The following is a 20,850-nucleotide window of genomic DNA, read 5'->3' as shown; positions in this document are numbered from 1 at the left end:
CGGTCGGTCGGTCGGCGTCGGTCAGTCGTCGATCCTGGACCGCAGGACCGTCTGGGCCGCGATGCCGACCACCAGGTAGACGATCGCGCCGGCACCCCAGGCCACGAGCGCCTCCTTCATCGCGGCGTTGCTGCCCGAGAAGGACACGATGTCGCGTGCGGGGCCCACCAGGGCGTCGCACACGGACGAGACGGTGTCGTAGACCCCGCTACCGGTCTCGTCGAGCGCCACCAGCAGGGCACCGAAGGCCAGCACGACCGAGCAGATCAGCCCGAGCGCGCCGATCAGCCCGGCGACCGCCGACACGACCCGACTCCCCCGCGGCGTGGCCGGAGCCGCTGCCGTGGGCGAGCCCTTTCCGTCCGTGCGCCGCTTGACCAGTCGCTCGCGCAGTGGCACCTTCGGCTCGCGCGGCGGCTCGACGATGTGGTCGTCCTTGGCGGGACGCTGGGATGTCTTGGCGGTCCGCCGCGGGGGCGTGGCGGCACGCTTCGACTCCTTGGCGCTCCGTCGCAGCGCCTTGGCCTCGGAGCGCCCCTCACGGGGCGGCTTGTCGGCCTCGGCCCGCGCCTGCAGCTCGGCCTCCTCGGCTGCTGCCTGTCGCGCGGCCTCGTTCTCGCGCTCGAACTGCGCGGCGCGGGCCAGAGCATGCGCCAGAGGAGCCTCGAGCTCTGTGTGTCGGGGTGCCTCTGCCTCGCGTCGGGGCTCCTCGTCGGCCACGACGTCCTCGGCCTGCTCCTCGTGGAGGGGCTGCTCGACCACCATCTGTTCTCCGGGCCGGATCTGGGTGTCATCGGTGGACGGGTGTTCGTCGGGCTGCACGGCAGGTCCTCCAGTGAAGTCGGCAACGGGCGGCTCGTCGTGTTCTTCGGCAGGCGCGGCGGTCCCGTCGGCGAGCGCGGACGCACCGTCAGGCTCAGCGGATTCGCGCACCTCCGGGGCGATCTCGTCCGCCCTGGCGGAGTCGACCCGCTCCGCGGCCTTCGTCGCCGCAGCCAGAGCACGTGCCCTGGCGCGCGCGTCAGCCGCAGCCTGCTTGGCCGTGGCGCGCTGTCGTCGCACCGCGAGCTTCGCCTCACGCCGGGACGACCGGCCGGCACGCCGGTCGGCCGGCGCGTCGGACACCTCGCGGCCCGGCTCAGCCGCCGACGCCTCGAGGGCCACCGGAATCGTGATCGGCGAAACCTCGACCGTCTGCGTGGTCGGCGCTACGGGTGCTGCACGTCGCTCACCTGCGTCGGACGACCCTTTTTTTGATCTTGGGGGCGAGGGCCCCGGACTCGTCACTCACCTCTTCGGGCGTCTGGTCGGCAGCTGGCGACGGTGCGGTGTCTGGCTCAGGTGCTTCGTCGACGTACTCGTCGACGAGGGGAGCTGGGGCTGACAGGGGCGTCGCGACCGACGAGTGGTTGGCCATGACGATGTGCTCCTGGGCGACCCGCTCGGCCTCGGCCTCGGCCGCGGCGACCCACTCGAGTGCGGTGCGCTCGGCCTCCTGCAGCTTCTCCTCGGCAGCCGACCGTGCCGCGGCGACGGCCTGGCTGAGCCGGTCCTGGGCATCGCGCTTGGACTGCATCGTGACGCGCTCGGCCTCGGCCTGGGCGGCAGCGACCCGCTCGCGGGCATCCTGCTCGGCCTTCTCGGCGACTCGTCGCGCCTCTTCCTGCGCGGCAGCGATGCGGGCAGCGGCATCGCGCTCGGCCTCGGCGATCTTGCGCTCGGCGTCGAGGCGGGCGGCCTCGACGTCGGTCGCGAGCTTGCGCTCGGCCTCGTCACGCGCAGCGGCAGCGATCCGGTTGGACTCGGCGGCGTCAGCAGCGACCCGCTCGGCCTCAGCCTCGGCGGCACGGATCTTCTCGGCGGCGTAGCGCTCGGCATCGGCGAGCTTGGCCGCGGCCTCGGCGCGCTCGGCCTCAGCCTCGCGCGCCAGCTTGGCGGCCTCCTCGTTGGCGCGGTCGACCAGCGCCTTGGCGTCGTCGCGCTCGCGGGCGAGCTCGGCGGCAGCCTCCTCGTGGCGCTGCGCAGCCTCGGCGGCAAGCCGGTCGGCCTGCACCTTGGCCGCGACGAGCTTCTCCTCGGCGGCCCGCTCGGCATCGGACACCCGCACGGCGATGGCGACGCGCTCCGCAGCGGTCTCCTGCGCGTACTTCTCGGCCTCTGCCTTGGCGGCGGCGACGTGGCTGGCGGCAGTCTCCTCGGCCTCGCGGATCGTGCGCTCGGCCTGCTGCCTGACCTCGGCCAGACGGGCGTCGGCCTCCTCACGCTCACGCGCCAGCCGTGCGGTGGCCGCATCGCGGTCGGCGGCGGCCTGCGCGGCGACCTTGTCGGCCTCGGCGCGTGCCTCCTCGATCCGGCGCTGGGCGTCCTGCTCGGCGAGCTCGAGACGACGCTGCGCGGCCTCTTCGGCTGCCTTCTCGGACTCGGCCAGGCGGCGCTCGGCGGTGATCTTGGCGTCGGCCTCGGCCTGCTCGGCCAGCTGGCGTGCCTGCGACTCGGCCTGCTCGATACGACGCTGTGCCTCGTCCTCGGCCTTCGCCTTGGCCGCGGCCACACGGGCATCGGCCTCGCGCTGCAACTCGGCGATCTTGGCGGCAGCGGCCTCGCGCTCACGCGCGATCTCGGCCGAGACCCGGTCGGCCTCCCGCTGGGCTGCGCTGACGCGCTCGGCGGCGGCCTGCTCGGCGGCCTTGAGCTTGGCGGTGGTGACCTCGCGCTGCGCGGCCTCGTCTGCCGTCAGGCGGGCCGAGACCTCGGCCCGCTCGCGGGCGGCCTCCTCCATGAGGCGTGCTGCCTCCGCCCGGGCGGCGGCGACGCGCTGCTGGGCTGCCGCGCTGGCGGCGGCGAGCTTCTCGGCGAACGTGATGGGTGCGGGCTCCGACGTGGCCACGGCGACGGGCTGCGGCTCGGGCCGCGACTCCTCGACCGGCTCGCCGAACGACACGGGGATCGGCGCGGGCTCCGGCTCGGGCGTGGGCTCTGGCGTCGGCTCCGGCTCGGGCTCGGGCGTGGGCTCTGGCGTCGGTTCCGGCTCGGGGGTCGGCTCCGGCTCGGGGGTCGGCTCCGGCTCGGGGGTCGGCTCCGGCTCGGGCTCGGGGTCGGTGTTGACGATCGTCTCGACGACCGGCTCCTCGACGACGACGGGCTCCGGCGTCACTGCGACCGGCTCGGGGCGGACCTCAGGCGTGGGCTCCGGCTCCTCGGCCGGTGCCGGGGCGTCCGACGAGAACTCCGCGGCGGTCGGCGCACTGCCGAACCGTCCGAAGGGCGAGTCCGTCGGGGCAGAGGTTGCCGCGGCAGAGGTTGCCGGCTCGGTGCGCGGGCGCTCATAGGCCGATGTGTCGGAGGCGGGCTCGGGCGTCACCGCCGGGAAGGTCTGCGTCACGGTGGCCGGCTCTTCGCGGGCGGGCTCGGGTGCGCGGTCGGGCGGGGTCGAGACCGCCTCGCGAGCGGCGTCGAGCTTCTGGGCGAGCGTCTGCTCGACTGGTGCCTCGGCGGCGGACTGACGTCCGTCGTCGGACGACTCGGTTGCCGGGGTGGACTGGCGGCGCGAGGCGGCGAAGTTCTTGGCGGCGGCGCGCTCGGCACGGCGCTTGTCGGCGGCGGCCTGGCGGGCGGCACGGGCAGCAGCGCGACGCGCGCGGGGGCTGTTGTCGTCGGAGCCGGCGGAGTCGTCGCCGCGCGACGGCACGTCGTGGCGGGTCTGGCCCTCTTCGGGCGCGGACGCGGCGGCGGGCGAGGGCAAGGTGTCTCCCTGTTCCTGATCGATCATGTCAGCGGCGACCTGCAAGGGATCTGCCCGCCGACGGTCGACCGGCTGGTTGGACTGTGAGTCGGTCATGACTCCCTTTCATCTACCCCTGGTGGCACGTCGTGGATCAGTATGCCCCATCCGTCACCCCTGTCACGCGACTTCTCGCGGGCGGACGGCCCGTAGCGACAGGCACTTCCATCGGTCGGGACGGGACCGACTCCTCAACGAGCGAGGACGGCCGAGGTTCCGAATGATCAGCCCACGGCATCGACACCGGCCGCCGCACCGGACAGAGGCGTCACCCGGCATGATGGTCCCTCTACCGATCAGTAACCGAGGAGTGTGCGTGCGCATAGCACTGCTGTCGTACCGGACCAAGGAGCACTGCGGCGGCCAGGGCGTCTATGTCCGCCACCTCAGCCGCGGCCTGGCCCAGCTGGGGCACGAGGTCGAGGTGTTCTCGGGCCAGCCCTACCCGGACGACCTCGACCCCCGCGTGCGGCTCACGAAGGTCCCGAGCATGGACTTCTTCCGTGAGCCCGATCCGTTCCGCACCCCGCGGCTCCGCGAGTTCGGCAGCGCGACCGACGTGCTCGAGTACGCGCTCACCTTGACGGGCTGCTTCGCCGAGCCGCTCACGTTCAGCCTGCGCGCCTCCGCGATCCTCAAGGACCGTGCCGCCGACTTCGACGTCGTGCACGACAACCAGAGCCTGGGCTACGGACTCCTCGCGATCATGCGCCGGGGCACGCCGCTGGCAGCCACGGTGCACCATCCCATCAGCCGCGACCGTCGGGTCGAGCTCACCGCGGCGACCTCGTGGCGACGCAAGCTGTCGGTGTCGCGGTGGTACGGATTCGTGCCGATGCAGGCACGCGTCGCCCGCCGCATCCCGATCGTCCTGGCCGTGGCGGGGGCCTCGGCGGCCGACTCCGTCGCCGACTTCGACCTAGACCCCGACCAGATGCGCGTCGTGCCCCTCGGCGTCGACACCGAGCTGTTCGCCCCCGCCGGCGACCGGGTGCCGGGACGGATCGTCGCGATCGCCAGCGCCGACAAGCCGCTCAAGGGCGTCGTCCACCTGCTCGAGGCCCTGGCCAAGGTGCGTACCGAGCACGACGTGCACCTCGAGCTCGTCTCCAGCCTCGAGCCGGGCGGCGCGACCGAGCGACGCATCGCCGAGCTGGGCATCGCCGACGCCGTGCACGTCGTGACCGGCATCTCCGACGAGGCGCTGGCCACCTTGCTGGCCAGCGCCGAGATCATGTGCGTCCCCTCGCTCTACGAGGGCTTCTCGCTGCCGACCGTCGAGGCGATGTCGTGCGGCACCCCTGTGGTGGCGACCCATGCCGGTGCCCTGCCCGAGGTCGTGGGCACCGATGACGCCGGGATCAGCGAGTGCGCCGTGCTGGTCGAGCCGGGCGACGCCGAGGCGCTCGCGAGCGCGATCCGCGGGCTCGTCGAGTCGCCGACCGACCGTGCGCGCCTGGGTGCTGCCGGACGTCGGCGTGCCCTGGAGCGTTACAGCTGGACGGCGGTGGCCGAGGCCACCGTCGCGGCGTACTCCGAGGCCGTCGACGCCGCGCGTCGACGCACCCGCCGCCCCTGATCCCACCGACCTGCCCTGACCGATATGCACCGACCGACCTGCCCGCCCGATCTGCCTGACCGTGAGGACCCAGCATGCTGACCGTTGACTTCGACCGCCTGAGGGTCGGCCGCCGCACCCGCTTCATCGACGTGGGTGCCGGCGCGGGCCGCCACTCGTACGAAGCGCTGCGCCGGGGCGCCGACGTGACCGCGTTCGACATGGACGAGGTCGAGCTCAAGGCCGTCGACGACATGTTCGGCGCGATGGACGAGGTCGGCGAGGTGCCCCCTGGCGGCAGCGCACAGGTCAAGGTCGGCACGATCCTCGACATGCCGTACGACGACGGGTCGTTCGACGTCGTCCTGGCCTCGGAGATCCTCGAGCACGTGCCGGAGATCGACCAGGCCGTCGCCGAGCTCGTCCGCATCACCGCCCCGGGCGGCATCCTGGCGATCACGGTCCCGCGGTGGCTGCCCGAGCGCATCTGCTGGGCCCTGTCGGACGAGTACCACGCCAACGAGGGCGGCCACATCCGCATCTTCAAGGCCGACGAGCTGCAGGCCAAGGTCGAGAGCCACGGTCTCGTGACGACGCACCGGCACCACGCCCACGCGCTGCACTCCCCCTACTGGTGGCTCAAGTGCGCCGTCGGCGTCGAGCGCGACCAGCACCCGCTCGTCCGTGGCTATCACCGCCTGCTGGTGTGGGACATGATGAAGGCGCCGCGCACGACCCGGCTCGCCGAGCGTGCGCTCGACCCGGTCATCGGCAAGAGCGTCGCGCTCTACTTCTCCAAGCCCTTCTGAATGGCGCTCCCCCACGTGCCGGGCGTGCTGAGCCGCGCGCAGGTCGCCCTGACGGCCGGGTCGATCGCCGCCGTGCAGCTGCCGTCGGGCGAGATCCCTTGGTACGCGGGCGGGCACACCGATCCGTGGGACCACGTGCAGGGCGCGATGGCGCTCAGTGCTGCCGGCCTCGTCGACGACGCGGCCCGCGCGTACGCCTGGAGCCGCTCGACCCAGCGCGACGACGGCTCGTGGCCCATCCGGTTCGACGACGAGGCCGTCACCGACTCCCACACCGACTCCAACTTCTGCGCCTACCTCGCGACCGGCACGTGGCACCACTGGCTCGTCACGGGTGACCGCTCCTTCGTCGACCAGATGTGGCCCGTGGTCGAGCGCGGGCTCGACGCGGCGCTGACGATGCAACGTCCCGACGGAGCGGTGGTCTGGGCGTCAGGGGACGGCGGTCCGGTCGACGACGCGCTGGTCACCGGCAACGCCAGCATCCACCTGAGCCTGCGGTGCGGGGTGGCGCTCGCCGAGCTCGTCGGCACGGAGCGTCCCGACTGGGAGCTCGCGGGATCCCGCCTGCGTCACGCGCTCGACGAGCATCCCGAGCTGTTCGTCGCCAAGCCGCACTCGATGGACTGGTACTACCCCGTGCTGGGCGGCGCTATGCCGCGGGCGGCGGCCGAGGCCCGCATCGACGACCGGTGGGACGAGTTCGTCGTCGACGGCGTCGGGTGCCGCTGCGTCACGCCCAACAACTGGGTGACGGGTGCCGAGACGTGCGAGCTCGTGCTGGCGCTCGACGCACTGGGTCGCACCGACGACGCCGTCAGGCTGCTGGCGTCGATGCAGCACCTGCGCGAGCTGGACGGGTCGTACTGGACGGGGCTCGTGTTCGACGACGACGTCCGGTGGCCCGTCGAGCGCACGACGTGGACGGCAGCGACCGTCGTCCTGGCCGCCGACGCGCTGTCGCGCACCACCCCGGGCAGCGGACTCTTCCGCGGCACCGGTCTGCCCCTCCTCCGCGACTGGAAGGTCGACGCCCCGTGCACCCTGTGACGCCCCCCGTGACACCCGCTGTGACGCTGCCCCACGAGCTCGCGGCCCTGATCGAGTCGACCCGGGGATTCATGCCGCCCGACGAGGGCCTGGCGCTGCACGCTGCCGCGGTCGAGCACCTGCAGGGCGGGGTCGCGCTCGAGGTGGGCACCTACTGCGGCAAGTCGACGCTCTACCTCGCGCATGCGGCGTCGGCGACCGGCTCGACCGTCGTGACGATCGACCACCACCGCGGCTCCGAGGAGCAGCAGCCGGGCTGGGAGTACCACGACGAGTCGCTGGTCGACCCCGAGCTGGGGCTCATGGACACCCTGCCGTTCGCCCGCCGGGCGATCGCCCTGTCGGGCCTCGAGGACTTCGTTGTCGCGATGGTCGGTCGCTCGTCGGCGATCTCGCGGTGGTGGCAGACGCCGCTCGACCTGGTGTTCGTCGACGGCGGGCACACCGAGGAGGCGGCGCAGGCCGACTTCCACGGCTGGGCACCGCACGTGCGCCTCGGCGGCGTGCTCGTCATCCACGACGTGTTCCCCGATCCCGCCGACGGCGGCCAGGCACCGTTCCACATCTACCGCCAGGCGATCGACAGCGGCGAGTTCGTGGAGCGGTCGGTCACCGGCTCGCTGCGCGTGCTGCAGCGCGTCGTCCTCTCCGCCCACCACCACTAGACCCCGTCCCAGTCCGCGAGGCGGTGCGCCAGCGTCCACCCTGCGACTGGGGCGGTGCGCCAGCGTCCAAGATCGCCCGAGCCTTGGACGCTGGCGCACCGCCCGCCGAAACGAGTGGACGCCAGCGCACCGCCCTCAGGCGTGGGTCAGGCCGGGGTCAGCCAGAGGACGCCGCTGGGGGGCAGCTGCAGGACGGCCGAGTGCTCGAAGCCGTGCATCGGGACGTCCTCGGCCTCGACCGCGCCGAGGTTGCCGACGCCCGATCCGCCGTAGATCTCGGCATCGGTGTTGAGCACCTCGCGCCACGTGCCGCCGGCTGGCAGGCCGATGCGATAGTCGTGGTGCGGCTGGCCAGCGAAGCTCGCGACACACGCGACCTGCGAGCCGTCCGACCCCGTGCGCACGAACGCGATGACGTTGCCCGCGGTGTCGCTCGCATCGATCCACCGGAACCCCTCGGGACGGTCGTCGATCGTCCAGAGCGCAGGTGCCGACCGGTAGAACGCGTTGAGGTCGGTGACGAGGTGCAGGATGCCGAGGTGCAGGGGGTCGTCGAGCTGCCCCCAGTCGAGCGACCGCGACTCGGCCCACTCGCTCTCCTGGCCGAACTCGCCGCCCATGAACAGCATCTGCTTGCCGGGGTGCGCCCACATGAACGCCAGCAGGCCGCGCACGCCGGCCGCCTTGTTCCAGGCGTCGCCGGGCATGCGTCCCCACAGGGAGCCCTTGCCGTGGACGACCTCGTCGTGCGACAGCGGCAGGACGAAGTTCTCGCTGAACGCGTAGTCGATCGAGAAGGTCATCTCGCCGTGGTGGTAGGAGCGGTGGATGGGGTCGTGGCCGAGGTACGAGAGCGTGTCGTGCATCCAGCCCATGTTCCACTTGAAGCCGAAGCCGAGTCCGCCGCCGTCGGTGGGACGGCTGACGCCCGGCCAAGCCGTCGACTCCTCGGCGATCATCATGACGTCGGGGTGGTGCTTGTAGACCGTCGCGTTGAGCTCCTGCAGCAGCTGGACGGCCTCGAGGTTCTCGCGCCCACCGTGCTGGTTGGGCAGCCACTCCCCCTCGTTGCGGGAGTAGTCGAGGTAGAGCATCGACGCGACGGCGTCGACGCGCAGCCCGTCGAGGTGGAACTCCTCGAACCAGTAGAGGGCGTTGGCGACCAGGAAGTTGCGCACCTCGCGACGACCGAAGTCGAAGACGTAGGTGCCCCAGTCGGGCTGCTCGCCCCTGCGGGGGTCGGGGTGCTCGTAGAGCGGCGTGCCGTCGAAGCGGGCCAGCGCCCACTCGTCCTTCGGGAAGTGCGCCGGCACCCAGTCGACGATGACGCCGATGCCGCGCTGGTGCAGCTGGTCGACGAACCACCGGAAGTCGTCGGGCGAGCCGAAGCGGGAGGTGGGTGCGTAGTACGACGTGACCTGGTAGCCCCACGACCCGCCGAACGGGTGCTCGGCGACGGGCATCAGTTCGACGTGCGTGAAGCCCGTCTCGGTCAGGTAGTCGCCCAGCTCGTCGGCGAGCTCGCGGTAGTCGAGGCCCGGGCGCCACGAGCCGAGGTGCACCTCGTAGATGCTCATGGGTGACGTCAGCGGTGATACGGCCGCGCGCTGGGCGATCCAGTCGTCATCGCTCCACGTGTGGGTCGAGGCCGTGACCACCGACGCGGTCGCGGGCGGCACCTCGGTGCCGAACGCCATGGGGTCGGCCTTCTCGCGCCACGACCCGTCGGGACCCTGCACACGGAACTTGTAGGCCGTGCCGGCACTGACGTCCGGGACGAACAGGTCCCACACGCCGGAGCCGATCGGGCGCATCTCGTGCTGGTCGCCGCCCCAGAAGTTGAAGTCGCCGATGACCTGCACGGCGCGGGCGTTGGGTGCCCACACCGCGAAGGCAGTGCCCGAGACCGAGCCGCCGCCGGCGTCCTCGAGCGTCCGCACGTGGGCCCCGAGGACGTCCCAGAGGCGCTCGTGGCGTCCCTCGGAGATGAGGTGCAGGTCGAGCTCGCCGATGCTGGCGGGCCAGTGGGTGGCTGTCATGAGGATCCTTCGGTCATGATGCGCTCGATCGATGCCAGGGGCACCGAGAGCCAGTCGGGACGGTTGGCGTGCTCGTAGGAGACCTCGTAGACGGCCTTGTCGAGCTCGAGGGCGCGGAGCAGGACGGCCGCGTCGCGCGGGTCGGACCCCGCCACCTCGGCGTAGCCGTCGCAGAACGCCTCGCGGTTGCGGTGTGCCCAGCTCATCGCGACATCGGTCAGGATCGGGTCGTCGGGACGACCCACGAGCAGCTGCTGCGCCGCGTAGTCGAACGAGCGCAGCATGCCGGCGACGTCGCGCAGCGCAGACCGCAGCCTCGACCGCTCCGCGACGGATGCGGCGGGCTCGCCCTCGAAGTCGAGGATCAACCAGCCGCCGAGGGTACGCAGCACCTGGCCGAGGTGCAGGTCACCGTGGACGTACTGCATCTCGACCGGGACGGGGTGGTGACGCATCGCGTCGAAGGCGTCGCGCAGTCCCGGCACGTGGGGGGCGAGCTCGGGGACGTCCGCCGCGACGCGGTCGAGGCGGTCGAGCATGACCTGCACCGTGCGCTCGAGCTCGTCGGCGTCCGCGTCCTCCGTGCCGAGCGCCGTGCGCAGGTCGGCGTGCACGTCGGCGACGGCTGCACCCAGTCGTGACGCCTCACCGGCGAAGTCGCCGCCCAGCTCCTCGGGTGCCACCGACGGATCGGCCATCAGGTCGCGCACGCTCGTGGTGGCCATGACCCAGCCGTCGACGGCGTCGGTCATGAAGCGCTGCAGCATGCCGATCGTCGTGGGCTCCCCCGCCAGCGTCCCGCTGATCGAGCCGAGCGGCTCGGCGATGTGCTGCGAGCCGACCTCCCGCAGGGCCCGGTGAAGCAGGAGGTCCTTGTTGACCCCGGGGCTGAGCTTGCGGAACAGCTTGAGGATGTACTGCGAGCCGTAGACCAGCGAGGTGTTGCTCTGCTCGGTCGTGATGGGGTGCGCGCGGAGACCGCGGGCCAGCTCGGCACCGGGCTCGGACTCGAAGTGCAGCCCGTCGACCAAGGTGCCGTCGGCCATCGAGTCGAGCAGCGCGGAGGTCAGGTCGGCGTCGCCGCACGCCTCGTAGAACGTCGCACCGTCGACATCGACGATCGTCACCGAGCTCGCGACATCGGGCACCTCGGACCGCCGGCTGCCGACCAGCAGCTGATAGGGCTCGGCGCGGTCGTCCTGCTCGACCTCGACGACGAGGTGCAGCAGCAGCGGGTCGCCGTCGAGGATCGTCGACCAGGTCAGCGGCCGGACGCCGGTGACCTCGCGGTCCTTGCCCGCGAACCATCGCTGCGAGGGCAGCCACTGCGGCAGGGCCGCGGCGATGGCCTCGACCGTGGCCTCGTGGGACCTTTCGCCAGGCTCAAGGGAGTCGACAGGCTCGAGAGGTCCGCTCATGTCATGCTCCTTCGCTCGCCCTGGTCGCCGAGCTCGGAGAGCTGGAACCAGTAGAAGCCGTGACCCGGCAGGGTCAGCAGGTACGGCAGCTCGCCGATGCGCGGGAACCGCACGCTGCCGGTCAGCTCGACCGGCGTGGATCCCTCGAACGTCCCCAGCTCGAGCTCGACGGGCTGCGGGAACCGCGAGAGGTTGTTGACGCACAGCACGACGTCGAGCTCGCCGTCCGGACGCTCCCAACGCCGCAGGTAGGCCAGCACGCTCGGGTTGGAGCCGCCGAGGTCGATGAACTCGCCCTCCGCGAAGGCCCCGTGCTGCTTGCGGATCGCGATCATGCGGCGCGTCCAGTTGAGCAGCGAGGCGGCGTTGTCCTGCTGGGCCTCGACGTTGATGGCCTCGTACCCGTAGGTCGGGTCCATGATCGGCGGCAGGTAGACGCGACCCGGGTCGGACCGAGAGAAACCGGCGTTGCGGTCGGGCGACCACTGCATCGGCGTACGGACCGCGTCGCGGTCGCCCAGCCAGATGTTGTCGCCCATACCGATCTCGTCGCCGTAGTAGAGGACCGGCGAGCCGGGCAGGCTCAGCAGCATCGCGGTGAACAGCTCGAGCTGGTTGCGGTCGTTGTCGAGCAGCGGCGCGAGCCGGCGACGGATGCCGATGTTGGCCTTCATGCGCGGATCCTTGGCGTACTCCGCGTACATGTAGTCGCGCTCCTCATCGGAGACCATCTCGAGGGTCAGCTCGTCGTGGTTGCGCAGGAAGATGCCCCACTGCGTGCCCGACGGGATCTCGGGGGTCTGCTGCAGGATCTCCGAGATCGGGAACCGCGACTCGCGGCGCACCGCCATGAAGATGCGCGGCATGAGCGGGAAGTGGAACGCCATGTGGCACTCGTCGCCGCCGACGTCGGGGTTGCCGAAGTACTCCACGACGTCGGCCGGCCACTGGTTGGCCTCGGCCAGCAGGATGCGTCCGGGGTACTCGCGATCGATCGTCGAGCGCACCTCGCGCAGGTACTCGTGCGTGCGCGGCAGGTTCTCGCCGTTGGTGCCCTCCTCCTCGAACAGGTAGGGCACGGCGTCGAGCCTGAATCCGTCGATGCCGAGGTCGAGCCAGAAGCGCAGGACGTCGATCATCGCCTCCCGCACCTCGGCGTTCTCGAAGTTGAGATCGGGCTGGTGGCTGAAGAACCGGTGCCAGAAGAACTGCCCGCGCACGGGGTCGTACGTCCAGTTGGACGACTCGGTGTCGACGAAGATGATGCGCGCGTCGGGGTACTTGGCGTCGTCGTCGCTCCACACGTAGTAGTCGCCGTACGGGCCGTCGGGGTCGTTGCGCGACGCCTGGAACCACGGGTGGGCGTCGGACGTGTGGTTGAGGACGAGGTCGGTGATGACGCGGATGTCGCGCTTGTGCGCCTCCTCGAGCAGGTAGACGAAGTCGTCGACCGTGCCGAACTCGGGCAGCACGGCCCGGAAGTCGCTGATGTCGTACCCGCCGTCGCGCAGGGGCGAGGCGTAGAACGGCGGCAGCCACAGGCAGTCGACGCCGAGCCACTGCAGGTAGTCGAGCTTGCCGGCCAGGCCGCGCAGGTCGCCGGTGCCGTCTCCGTTGGAGTCGGCGAACGCCCGCACGAGCACCTCGTAGAACACCGCGCGCTTGAACCAGTCGGGGTTGCTGGGTGCCTGCTCGGCGTGGCCGAAGTCGTCGGCCTCGGGCTGCACCAAGGTGCCGTCGGGCTCGACCGCCTCTCCGGTGTGCGGCGTCTGCTCCAGCCCCGCGAGGGCCGCGTCGGGCGCGGGTGCCTCAGCGGTGTCGATGGTCTGCTCGTCGGTCATGTCAGCTCTCTCTCGGGCTGTTCGCCCCTGGCCTGGAGGGTGATGATGTGGGCGACCGCGCGGAGCGGGTCGAGTCGGACGTAGTTGGCCGCGCCCCAGTCGTACGTCTCGCCGGTGACCTCGTCATGGGCGATGAGTCGGTCGTCCCAGTCGAGGCCGAGAGCGGGCAGGTCGAGGTGGACCGTGCCCTCACGCGACTCGTGCGGGTCGAGCGAGACGATGACGAGCACCGTGTCGCCGGTGGCGGGATCCTGCTTGGAGTACGCCCCGAGCGCGTCGTGGTCGACGTCGTGGAAGTGCAGGGTGCGCATCTGCTGCAGCGCCGGGTGGGCGCGGCGGATCTCGTTGAGCCGGGTGATCCACGGCTCGAGCGAGCGTCCCTCCTCGAGCGCGGCGACCCAGTCGCGGGGACGCAGCTCGAACTTCTCGGAGTGCAGGTACTCCTCGCTGCCGGGCTTCTGCGGCTCGTGCTCGAACAGCTCGAAGCCCGAGTAGACGCCCCACGTGGGCGACAGCGTCGCGGCCAGGGCAGCGCGGATCGCGAACATCGCGGGGCCGCCGACCTGCAGGTGCTCGGGCAGGATGTCGGGGGTGTTGACGAACAGGTTGGCGCGCGACTCGTCCCACCGGTCGCGGATCTCCTGACCGAAGTCGACGATCTCGTCCTTGGTCGTGCGCCACGTGAAGTAGGTGTAGCTCTGCGTGAAGCCGGCGCGGCCGAGGCCGTAGAGCCGGGCCGGACGCGTGAACGCCTCGGCGAGGAACAGCACGTCGGGGTGGGTCTGCTTGACCGTCGCGATGAGCCACGCCCAGAAGCTCGTGGGCTTGGTGTGCGGGTTGTCGACCCGGAAGATGCGGACGCCGCGCTCGACCCACACCATGGTGATGCGCAGCATCTCGGCGAACGCGCCGTCGGGGTCGTTGTCGAAGTTGAGCGGGTAGATGTCCTGGTACTTCTTGGGCGGGTTCTCGGCGTAGGCGATCGTGCCGTCGGGCAGCACCGTGAAGAACTCGGGGTGCTCGGACGCCCACGGGTGATCGGGCGCGGCCTGCAGCGCGAGGTCGAGCGCGACCTCGAGGTCGAGCTTGCGGGCGCGGCGCACGAGGGCGTCGAAGTCCTTCATCGTCCCGAGGTCGGGATGGACGGCGTCGTGTCCGCCCTCGGCCGCGCCGATGGCCCACGGCGAGCCGACGTCGTCGGGCGTCGGGGTGAGCGTGTTGTCCTTGCCCTTGCGGTTGAGCCGGCCGATCGGGTGGATCGGCGGGAAGTACACGACGTCGAAGCCCATCTGCGCTACGCGGTCGAGGGCCTTGGCCGTCGTCTTGAACGTGCCGTGCTTGGGCAGTCCCTTCTTGTCGACGCCACCGGTCGAGCGCGGGAACAGCTCGTACCAGGAGCCGAAGGCCGCCCTCGAGCGGTCGACCGTCAGCGTGTGGGGCACGCCCTCGGTGACGAGCTCACGGACGGGATCGTCGTGCATGGCCTGCTGCACGTCAGGACCAAGCGCCGGGGCGAGGCGTTCGTCGAGCGACAGGGACGTGTCGCGCAGGGCCACCGCAGCATCGCGCAGAAGACCCTTGGTGCCGGCCTTGAGGTCGAGCACGCGCGCGCCGATCTCGAGGTCGTTGGCCAGCTCGGCGGCGTCCTGGCCGGCGGCGTGCTTGACCGTGGCGGCGTGCGTCCACGTCGACCAGGGGTCTCCCCAGGCGTCGACCCGGAACGTCCACGTGCCGACCGCGTCGGGCACGATCGTCGCGGCGAATCGGTCGAGCCCCGAGCCGACCTCGACCATGCGGGTCGCGCGCTCGGAGCCGTCGGGGCCCGTCCACACGACGGTGGCGGCGACGGCGTCGTGGCCCTCGCGCCACACCGTGGCGGTGACCGGGACGTGTTCGCCGGCGACGGCCTTGGCGGGGTCTCTCCCGCCTGCGACCTCAGGTGTGACGTCATCGATGCCGAGACGGCCGGTCATGCACGCTCCCTCACTGTTGTCGGACGATCGTGGTCACGCGGTGCTGGGCGTGAACCCGCTCGCGCTCGTGAGCAGGCCCCGTACCCACCCTGTCACGCCCCACGCCTGACGCAACAACCCGCGCGGCTCAGATCTGGATCGTGGACTCGCCGGCCAGCGCCTGGGCCACGACGCCGCGGGGCGTGCGGTCGTCCAGCAGCGTCGCGGCCGAGAAGTCTGCCGCGAGACGCTCGAACTCGCGTCCCCGCCGCAGCATCGCGTGCTTGCCGCCCGTGACGCTGACGAACGACACGTCGGCGGTGCGCGACAGCCTCCTCGCCGCGGCGGCCGAGCGGTCGGGCGTCGCGATGCGGTCGTCGGACCCGTGCACCACGAGGACGCGCCGACCGGTCAGGTCGACGTCGCCGTCGGCCGGGTAGACCCACGGATTGAGCGCCACGACGCTGCGGACCTCGGGACGGTCGGCCGCCAGGATCGCCGCCCGACCGCCCAGCGAGTGCCCGACCAGGCCGACGGGCAGCCCGGAGCCGAATCCGTCGGCCAGCTGGTCGATCGCCCAGTGGACGTCGTCGACGGGCGTGTGGCCCGTGGCCCACCCGCGGGTGGAGTTGAGCAGCCGGTAGACCGCGAGACGTCGCCGGTCGGCCTTGGCGACGCGCTGGGCGATGGGGATCATGCGCAGCACCGACAGCTGCGTCGGGCTGACCCGCGGGTCGTCCCGCCGGCTCGCGCCACCATGCAGGACGAGCACGACCGCCTCCGCGCGACGTGGCTCGGAGACGGCAATCAGTCGGGGGCTGTTGGTCACGTGACGAGTCTTACCCCTCGTGGCCGGCCCGACACTGTGTCACTGCTCTCGCGGTGCCTTGAGCAGCAGCAGAGACCGTCCCTCGAGCGTCACCGTCGCACCGGCGGGCAGCGGCTCGCCGGCGCGCGGTGCGCCGTCAGGGCTCGTCGTGTCGAGCGTGGGCTCGAACGTCGTGCCGAACTCGGCACCCGGCAGCGTCACGTCGACGGCATCGGCACCCGCGTGCATCAACAGGAGCCAGGAGTGGTCGGTCAGCAGCTCGCCCTCACGCGTGCGCGACTGGCTGTTGGACCCGTCGATCCACATGCCGAGGGTGCGGCACTCGTCGTCAGCCCAGTCGTCCTCGTCGAGCTCGCGGCCGTCGGGGCGCAGCCAGATCAGGTCGGGCCGACCCGTCGGCGTCGTGCGGCCGTCGAAGAACTCGGGCTGCCGCAGGGCCGGGCTGTTGGCGCGCAGGAAGACGACCCGCCGGGCGAAGGCCAGCATCTGCTCGGACGCCTCGGTCTCGGTCCAGTCGACCCACGACGTCGGGTCGTCGAGGCAGTACGCGTTGTTGTTGCCCCCCTGCGTGCGCCACCGCTCGTCACCGGCGACGAACATCGGCGTGCCGGTCGACAGCATCAGCGTCGCGAACAGGTTGCGCGCCTGGCGCGAGCGCAGCTCGTTGACCCCGGCGTCGTCGGTCTCGCCCTCGACACCGTGGTTCCACGAGCGGTTGTCGTTGGTGCCGTCGCGGTTGTCCTCGCCATTGGCCTCGTTGTGCTTCTCGTCGTACGACACGAGGTCGCGCAGCGTGAAGCCGTCGTGGGCGTTGACGAAGTTGATCGACTGCCACGGGCGGCGCAGCGTGTGGTCGTACAGGTCTGACGATCCCGAGAGGCGGTAGGCCAGGTTGTCGACACCGCCGGCCTCGCCGCGCCAGAAGTCGCGAACGGTGTCGCGGTAGACGCCGTTCCACTCGGCCCACTGCGCGGCGAAGAAGCCCACCTTGTAGCCCTCGCCCGTCGCGTCCCACGGCTCGGCGATGAGCTTGCACCGCGACAGCACCGGATCGGTCGTGATGGCGGTCAGCAGGGCCGAGTCGCGGTCGAACGCGCCGCCGCGCGGACGTCCCATGGTGCTGGCGAGGTCGAACCGGAACCCGTCGACCCCCAGCTCGGTGGTCCAGTAGCGCAGCGAGTCGGTGACCAGGCGGATGACGGTCGGCGAGCTGGCCTCGAGCGTGTTGCCGCAACCCGTGATGTCGGCCATGTGGCCGTCGTCGTCGTGCAGATAGTAGGCCGGTGCCTCGTAGCCGCGGAAGCTCAGCGTCGGGCCGTCCGGACCGCCCTCGCAGGTGTGGTTGTAGACGACGTCGACGATGACCTCGATGTTGGCCGCGTGCAGGGCGGCGACCATCGTGCGGAACTCCTCGACCTCGCGACCCGGCTCGCTCGCGTAGCCCGCGTGCGGAGCGAAGTAGCCGAGCGGCGAGTAGCCCCAGTAGTTGTGGCGCTCGTCGCGCACGAGCGACGGCTCGTCGCTGAATGCCTGCACCGGCAGCAGCTCGACGCTCGTGACGCCGAGACGCACGAGGTGCTCGATGACGGCGGGGTGCGCGAGGCCGAGGTAGGTGCCGCGCAGCGCCTCGGGGACGTCGGGGTGCTGCGCCGTGAAGCCCTTGACGTGCAGCTCGTAGACCACGGTCTCCTCGAACGGGATCTCCGGCTTGACGCCCGTGTCGGGCCCGCCGGGGCTCGTGACGACGCTGAGCGGCACGCTGCCCAGGGAATCGACGGTGCTGGGCTCGACTCCGTCGGGGTCGTCGGCATAGCCGAGGGCGGCGTCCAAGTCGGTCATCGTCCCGCTGATGCGGCGGGCGTAGGGGTCGACCAGCAGCTTGTGCGGATTGCACCGCAGGCCCGTCTTGGGCTCGTACGGGCCGTGCACCCGGAAGCCGTACTTCTGGCCGGGCGTGACTCCGGGGACGAGCCCGTGCCACACGCCGAACGTCCGCTCGGTCAGCGCGATGCGACGCTCGGTGCCGTCGTCGTCGACCAGGCACACCTCGACGCCGTCGGCGACGCTGCTGGCCACCGCGAACCGCACCCCTCCCGCCTCGGGGTGGGCACCGAGCGGGAAGGGACGACCGGCGAGCACGGGGGCATCGGCGGTGGGGTGGGTGACCATGTCGTCCAGTGTCTCAGGCGTGAGGTGCGCGCCGACGACGCGAGGTGCTGCGCTCCGTCAGTGCGCGGTGGCCTTGGCGAGCGTCTTGGCGGCCTTCTTCTTGGCCTTCTTGGTCGACTTCTTCAGCGCCTTCTTCTGCGACTTCGAGACGAGCCCCTCGCCGGACGCCTTGCGCTCGAGCCGCTCGGTCTTGCGCTGGGCACGTGCGGCCTTGCGCTCGGCCTTGCGGACCTTGTGGCTGTCGCCGCTGCCGTCGACGACCAGGCTCGTGCCGATGCCGAGCAGCCAGACGTCCTTGGCGATCGCGATGCCGTCCTGCGTCGGGCGCAGGCCTTCGCGCAGCCCCGGGGTCTTGACGTACAGGCCCAGCAGACCGGCCGAGAACGCGGTGAGTCCGGCACCGGCCTTGGTCGAGGACACGCCCGGCAGCAGCAGCGCGGCACCGAGGGCGATCTCGCCGGCCGCGAGGGCCTTGACGAAGATCGGCGGGTCGATGTTCTTGACCGCGGGGTACGTGCCGGACGCGAATCCGTGCAGTCCCTCGGCCGTCGCACGGTCGGCCGACCACTTCGACAGCCCCGAGTTGAGGATGAACGCGCCGGCCGTGGCGCGCAGCGGGACGTGGGACAGGCGGAACGACATGGGACCTCCGAGTGGATGACGGTTCAAATCTCGTCCCCCACCGTACGGGGGCGGGCCCGATGCCGCCGCTCGGAGGCGGATCGGGGCGCTCTTCGTGATCGGGGAACATCCCGGTCACCTGATGACCGGGATGTTCCCCGTTGCGGTGCAGCCAGGCCTGCACGGGACGATCACACCAGTCCAGCCCAGCATCGTGAGCAACGCCCCGATCTTGCCCGCGGTGCTGCACGGACGCCCGACGACCTGTCCCCAGCCGAGACGCACTGTCGTCCGCCCGTCGAGCGACGTGTCAAGGTCGCGCTCCATGTCGCGGTCGCGAGCCGACGCCGAGTCGTGGAAGAGCCGGCCGTCCAGCTCGACGACGACCAGACCCGCGACATCGGCGTCCCGGTAGGTGACGGTCCCGGCGGCGAGGGCTCGCAGCTGTCGGCGAGCCCGCGGCAGGCCGTGGGCGCGCTCGACGTCGCGGAGGTATCGGTGCTCGAGCACCGAGCTCGTGCCCTCGGCGACGTCGTCCAGCACCGCCATGAGCCACGCGCGCCGGGGCACTCGTGCCCGGTCACGCACAGTCTGTGCCAGGCGACGGGCCGTCGTCCGGCGTCCTCCGCAGGCAGCCGCCAAGGCCGCAACCGCATCGAGGTCTGTGCCTGCGGCAAGTGCCACGTCCACCGTGGCGTCCTCGTAGCGCAGCCGCGGCGGTCCCAGGTTCCAGAGCACATGGTCGTCCAGCGCCCGGCGTCGTTCGACCACCAGCCCCGCCCTGGCGCGGACTCGGCGCTCGTGGTCGATCACCACGGTGATGTCGTCCGAGCGGAGCGTCCGGCCCGGGCCATCTGCGGCGCGCAGCGCCGACTCCCCTCCGAGCGCTGCCGGCCTCGCGTAGAGGACGGCCGCCCAGGCACGTTGCAGCCAGGTCGGCGTCCCGGTGTGGTCGACGAAGACGCCGGGGTGGATCGCGGTCAGGTCACGCCGTCGCACCAGCCGACGGACGTCGTTCTCGCTCAGGCCGTCGGACAGCAGCTGCTGTCGGGAGACCGTGCCGGACTGGTCGACGAGGAACCGCTTCACGTCGCCAGCGTCATCCGTGGTCGGGCACGGCGTCCCCACGGCACGGCAGCCTGTGGACGACCGACCTCTGGAGCGTCGTTGGGGAGACATCCAGGCACCTGGTGACCGGACGTTTCCCCGATCACGGGATCGATAGCCTCGGGGCATGCGATTCAGCCAGGTCGACGTGTTCACGGACGAGCTCATGTACGGCAACCCCGTCGCGGTCGTCCACGACGCCGACGGCCTGGACGACGACCAGCTGGCCGCGTTCGCGCGGTGGACCAACCTGTCGGAGACGACGTTCCTGCTCGCGCCCACCGATCCGGCGGCCGACTACCGGCTGCGGATCTTCACGACGTACCGCGAGCTGCCGTTCGCCGGCCATCCCACCCTGGGGTCGGCCCGGGCGTGGCTGGCCGCTGGCGGCGTCCCGAAGGTGGCCGGCGAGATCGTGCAGGAGTGCGGTGCCGGGCTCGTGCGGGTTCGAGAGACGGACGGCCGTCTGGCGTTCGCCGCTCCCCCGCTGCAGCGCGGCGGACCCGTGGACGAGGCCGATGTCGTGGCGGCCGCGACGGCACTCGGCATCGACCGCGCGGACGTCATCGGTGCCCAGTGGGCCGACAACGGACCCGGCTGGGTCGCGCTGCTGCTCCGCAGCGCCGCTGCCGTCCTGGCGGTCGAGCCGGGCACGTTCGGGGCGATCGACAAGATCGGCATCGTGGGGCCCCACGCGCCCGGCGGGCCGGCTGACGTCGAGGTACGGGCGTTCTTCCCGCCCGGCGAGGACCCCGTCACGGGAAGCCTCAACGCCGCGATCGGCCAGTGGCTGATCGGCTCGGGCCTGGCCACCGACTCCTACGTCGCAGCCCAGGGGACCCGTCTCGGGCGACGAGGTCGGGTGCACGTCGAGCGCATCGGCGACGACATCTGGGTGGGCGGCGACACCGTCGTCGGCATCTCCGGCGAGGCCGCACTGTAGCGCGAGTGGCGCAAACCGGGTGCCGAGTGGCGCAGGTTCGCGCGACACGCCGTCCCAGAAGCGCGAAA

Annotated in this window: 15 protein-coding genes; 5 read left to right on the top strand and 10 right to left on the bottom strand. The window is 71.6% G+C overall.

Features of this window, described 5'->3' with window-relative positions:
• Positions 1 to 21: 21 nt before the first annotated feature.
• Together JOF40_RS12450 and JOF40_RS12445 are read right to left on the bottom strand one after the other, a co-directional pair.
• Positions 22 to 1,164 (bottom strand): hypothetical protein, encoded by a 1,143-nt coding sequence (locus JOF40_RS12450; protein WP_129184888.1) that lies wholly within the window; start codon positions 1,162 to 1,164, stop codon positions 22 to 24.
• Positions 1,165 to 1,228: 64 nt separating this feature from the next.
• Positions 1,229 to 3,742, bottom strand: a complete 2,514-nt coding sequence (locus JOF40_RS12445) for a coiled-coil domain-containing protein (RefSeq protein ID WP_129185998.1) — start codon at positions 3,740 to 3,742, stop codon at positions 1,229 to 1,231.
• A 355-nt stretch (positions 3,743 to 4,097) separates the two neighbouring features.
• Between JOF40_RS12445 and JOF40_RS12440 the strand changes: the two genes are divergently transcribed.
• The 4 genes from JOF40_RS12440 to JOF40_RS12425 all read left to right on the top strand — a co-directional run bounded on the left by JOF40_RS12440 (position 4,098) and on the right by JOF40_RS12425 (position 7,863).
• A complete protein-coding gene (locus JOF40_RS12440) occupies positions 4,098 to 5,360 on the top strand; it encodes a glycosyltransferase family 4 protein (RefSeq protein WP_129184892.1) in 1,263 nt (420 codons plus the stop codon).
• A gap of 74 nt (positions 5,361 to 5,434) precedes the next feature.
• Positions 5,435 to 6,148, top strand: coding sequence for a class I SAM-dependent methyltransferase (locus JOF40_RS12435; RefSeq protein WP_129184894.1), 714 nt, complete (start codon positions 5,435 to 5,437; stop codon positions 6,146 to 6,148).
• Positions 6,149 to 7,198: a prenyltransferase gene (locus JOF40_RS12430; protein ID WP_129184896.1), complete on the top strand. Its 1,050-nt coding sequence runs from the start codon at positions 6,149 to 6,151 to the stop codon at positions 7,196 to 7,198.
• A gap of 8 nt (positions 7,199 to 7,206) precedes the next feature.
• The gene (locus JOF40_RS12425; RefSeq protein ID WP_246152997.1) at positions 7,207 to 7,863 is read left to right on the top strand and encodes a class I SAM-dependent methyltransferase; all 657 of its coding nucleotides are present in this window, start codon (positions 7,207 to 7,209) and stop codon (positions 7,861 to 7,863) included.
• A 146-nt stretch (positions 7,864 to 8,009) separates the two neighbouring features.
• On the opposite strand, the gene glgB is transcribed toward JOF40_RS12425, so the two are convergent.
• From glgB to JOF40_RS12385, 8 genes are all read right to left on the bottom strand, one after another.
• On the bottom strand, positions 8,010 to 9,902 hold the full coding sequence (glgB, locus tag JOF40_RS12420; protein ID WP_129184898.1) for a 1,4-alpha-glucan branching protein GlgB: 1,893 nt from the start codon (positions 9,900 to 9,902) through the stop codon (positions 8,010 to 8,012).
• The gene (locus tag JOF40_RS12415; protein ID WP_129184900.1) at positions 9,899 to 11,320 is read right to left on the bottom strand and encodes a maltokinase N-terminal cap-like domain-containing protein; all 1,422 of its coding nucleotides are present in this window, start codon (positions 11,318 to 11,320) and stop codon (positions 9,899 to 9,901) included. The genes glgB and JOF40_RS12415 overlap by 4 nt, the downstream gene beginning before the upstream one ends.
• Complete coding sequence (gene treS, locus JOF40_RS12410; protein ID WP_129184902.1) at positions 11,317 to 13,161, bottom strand: maltose alpha-D-glucosyltransferase; 1,845 nt, start codon at positions 13,159 to 13,161, stop codon at positions 11,317 to 11,319. The genes JOF40_RS12415 and treS overlap by 4 nt, the downstream gene beginning before the upstream one ends.
• Positions 13,158 to 15,134, bottom strand: a complete 1,977-nt coding sequence (locus JOF40_RS12405) for an alpha-1,4-glucan--maltose-1-phosphate maltosyltransferase (RefSeq protein ID WP_129184904.1) — start codon at positions 15,132 to 15,134, stop codon at positions 13,158 to 13,160. Before JOF40_RS12405 ends, treS begins: the two co-directional genes overlap by 4 nt.
• Positions 15,135 to 15,261: 127 nt before the next feature.
• A complete protein-coding gene (locus tag JOF40_RS12400; protein WP_209674575.1) occupies positions 15,262 to 15,942 on the bottom strand; it encodes an alpha/beta hydrolase in 681 nt (226 codons plus the stop codon).
• Between the two features lie 39 nt (positions 15,943 to 15,981).
• Positions 15,982 to 18,111, bottom strand: coding sequence for a glycogen debranching protein GlgX (gene glgX / locus JOF40_RS12395; RefSeq protein ID WP_129184906.1), 2,130 nt, complete (start codon positions 18,109 to 18,111; stop codon positions 15,982 to 15,984).
• 57 nt (positions 18,112 to 18,168) lie between these two features.
• Positions 18,169 to 18,753, bottom strand: coding sequence for a hypothetical protein (locus tag JOF40_RS12390; protein WP_129184908.1), 585 nt, complete (start codon positions 18,751 to 18,753; stop codon positions 18,169 to 18,171).
• Positions 18,754 to 18,867: 114 nt separating this feature from the next.
• Positions 18,868 to 19,821: a putative endonuclease domain-containing protein gene (locus JOF40_RS12385; protein WP_129184910.1), complete on the bottom strand. Its 954-nt coding sequence runs from the start codon at positions 19,819 to 19,821 to the stop codon at positions 18,868 to 18,870.
• A gap of 145 nt (positions 19,822 to 19,966) precedes the next feature.
• Here JOF40_RS12385 and JOF40_RS12380 point away from each other — a divergent pair, with 145 nt between their 5' ends.
• Positions 19,967 to 20,782 carry a PhzF family phenazine biosynthesis protein gene (locus JOF40_RS12380; RefSeq protein ID WP_129184912.1) on the top strand — a complete coding sequence of 272 codons (816 nt, stop codon included), beginning with the start codon at positions 19,967 to 19,969 and terminating at the stop codon, positions 20,780 to 20,782.
• Positions 20,783 to 20,850: the final 68 nt, after the last annotated feature.

This window comes from Aeromicrobium fastidiosum, assembly GCF_017876595.1.
GTDB lineage: Bacteria > Actinomycetota > Actinomycetes > Propionibacteriales > Nocardioidaceae > Aeromicrobium > Aeromicrobium fastidiosum.
This window is presented reverse-complemented; position numbering and strand designations above follow the sequence as displayed.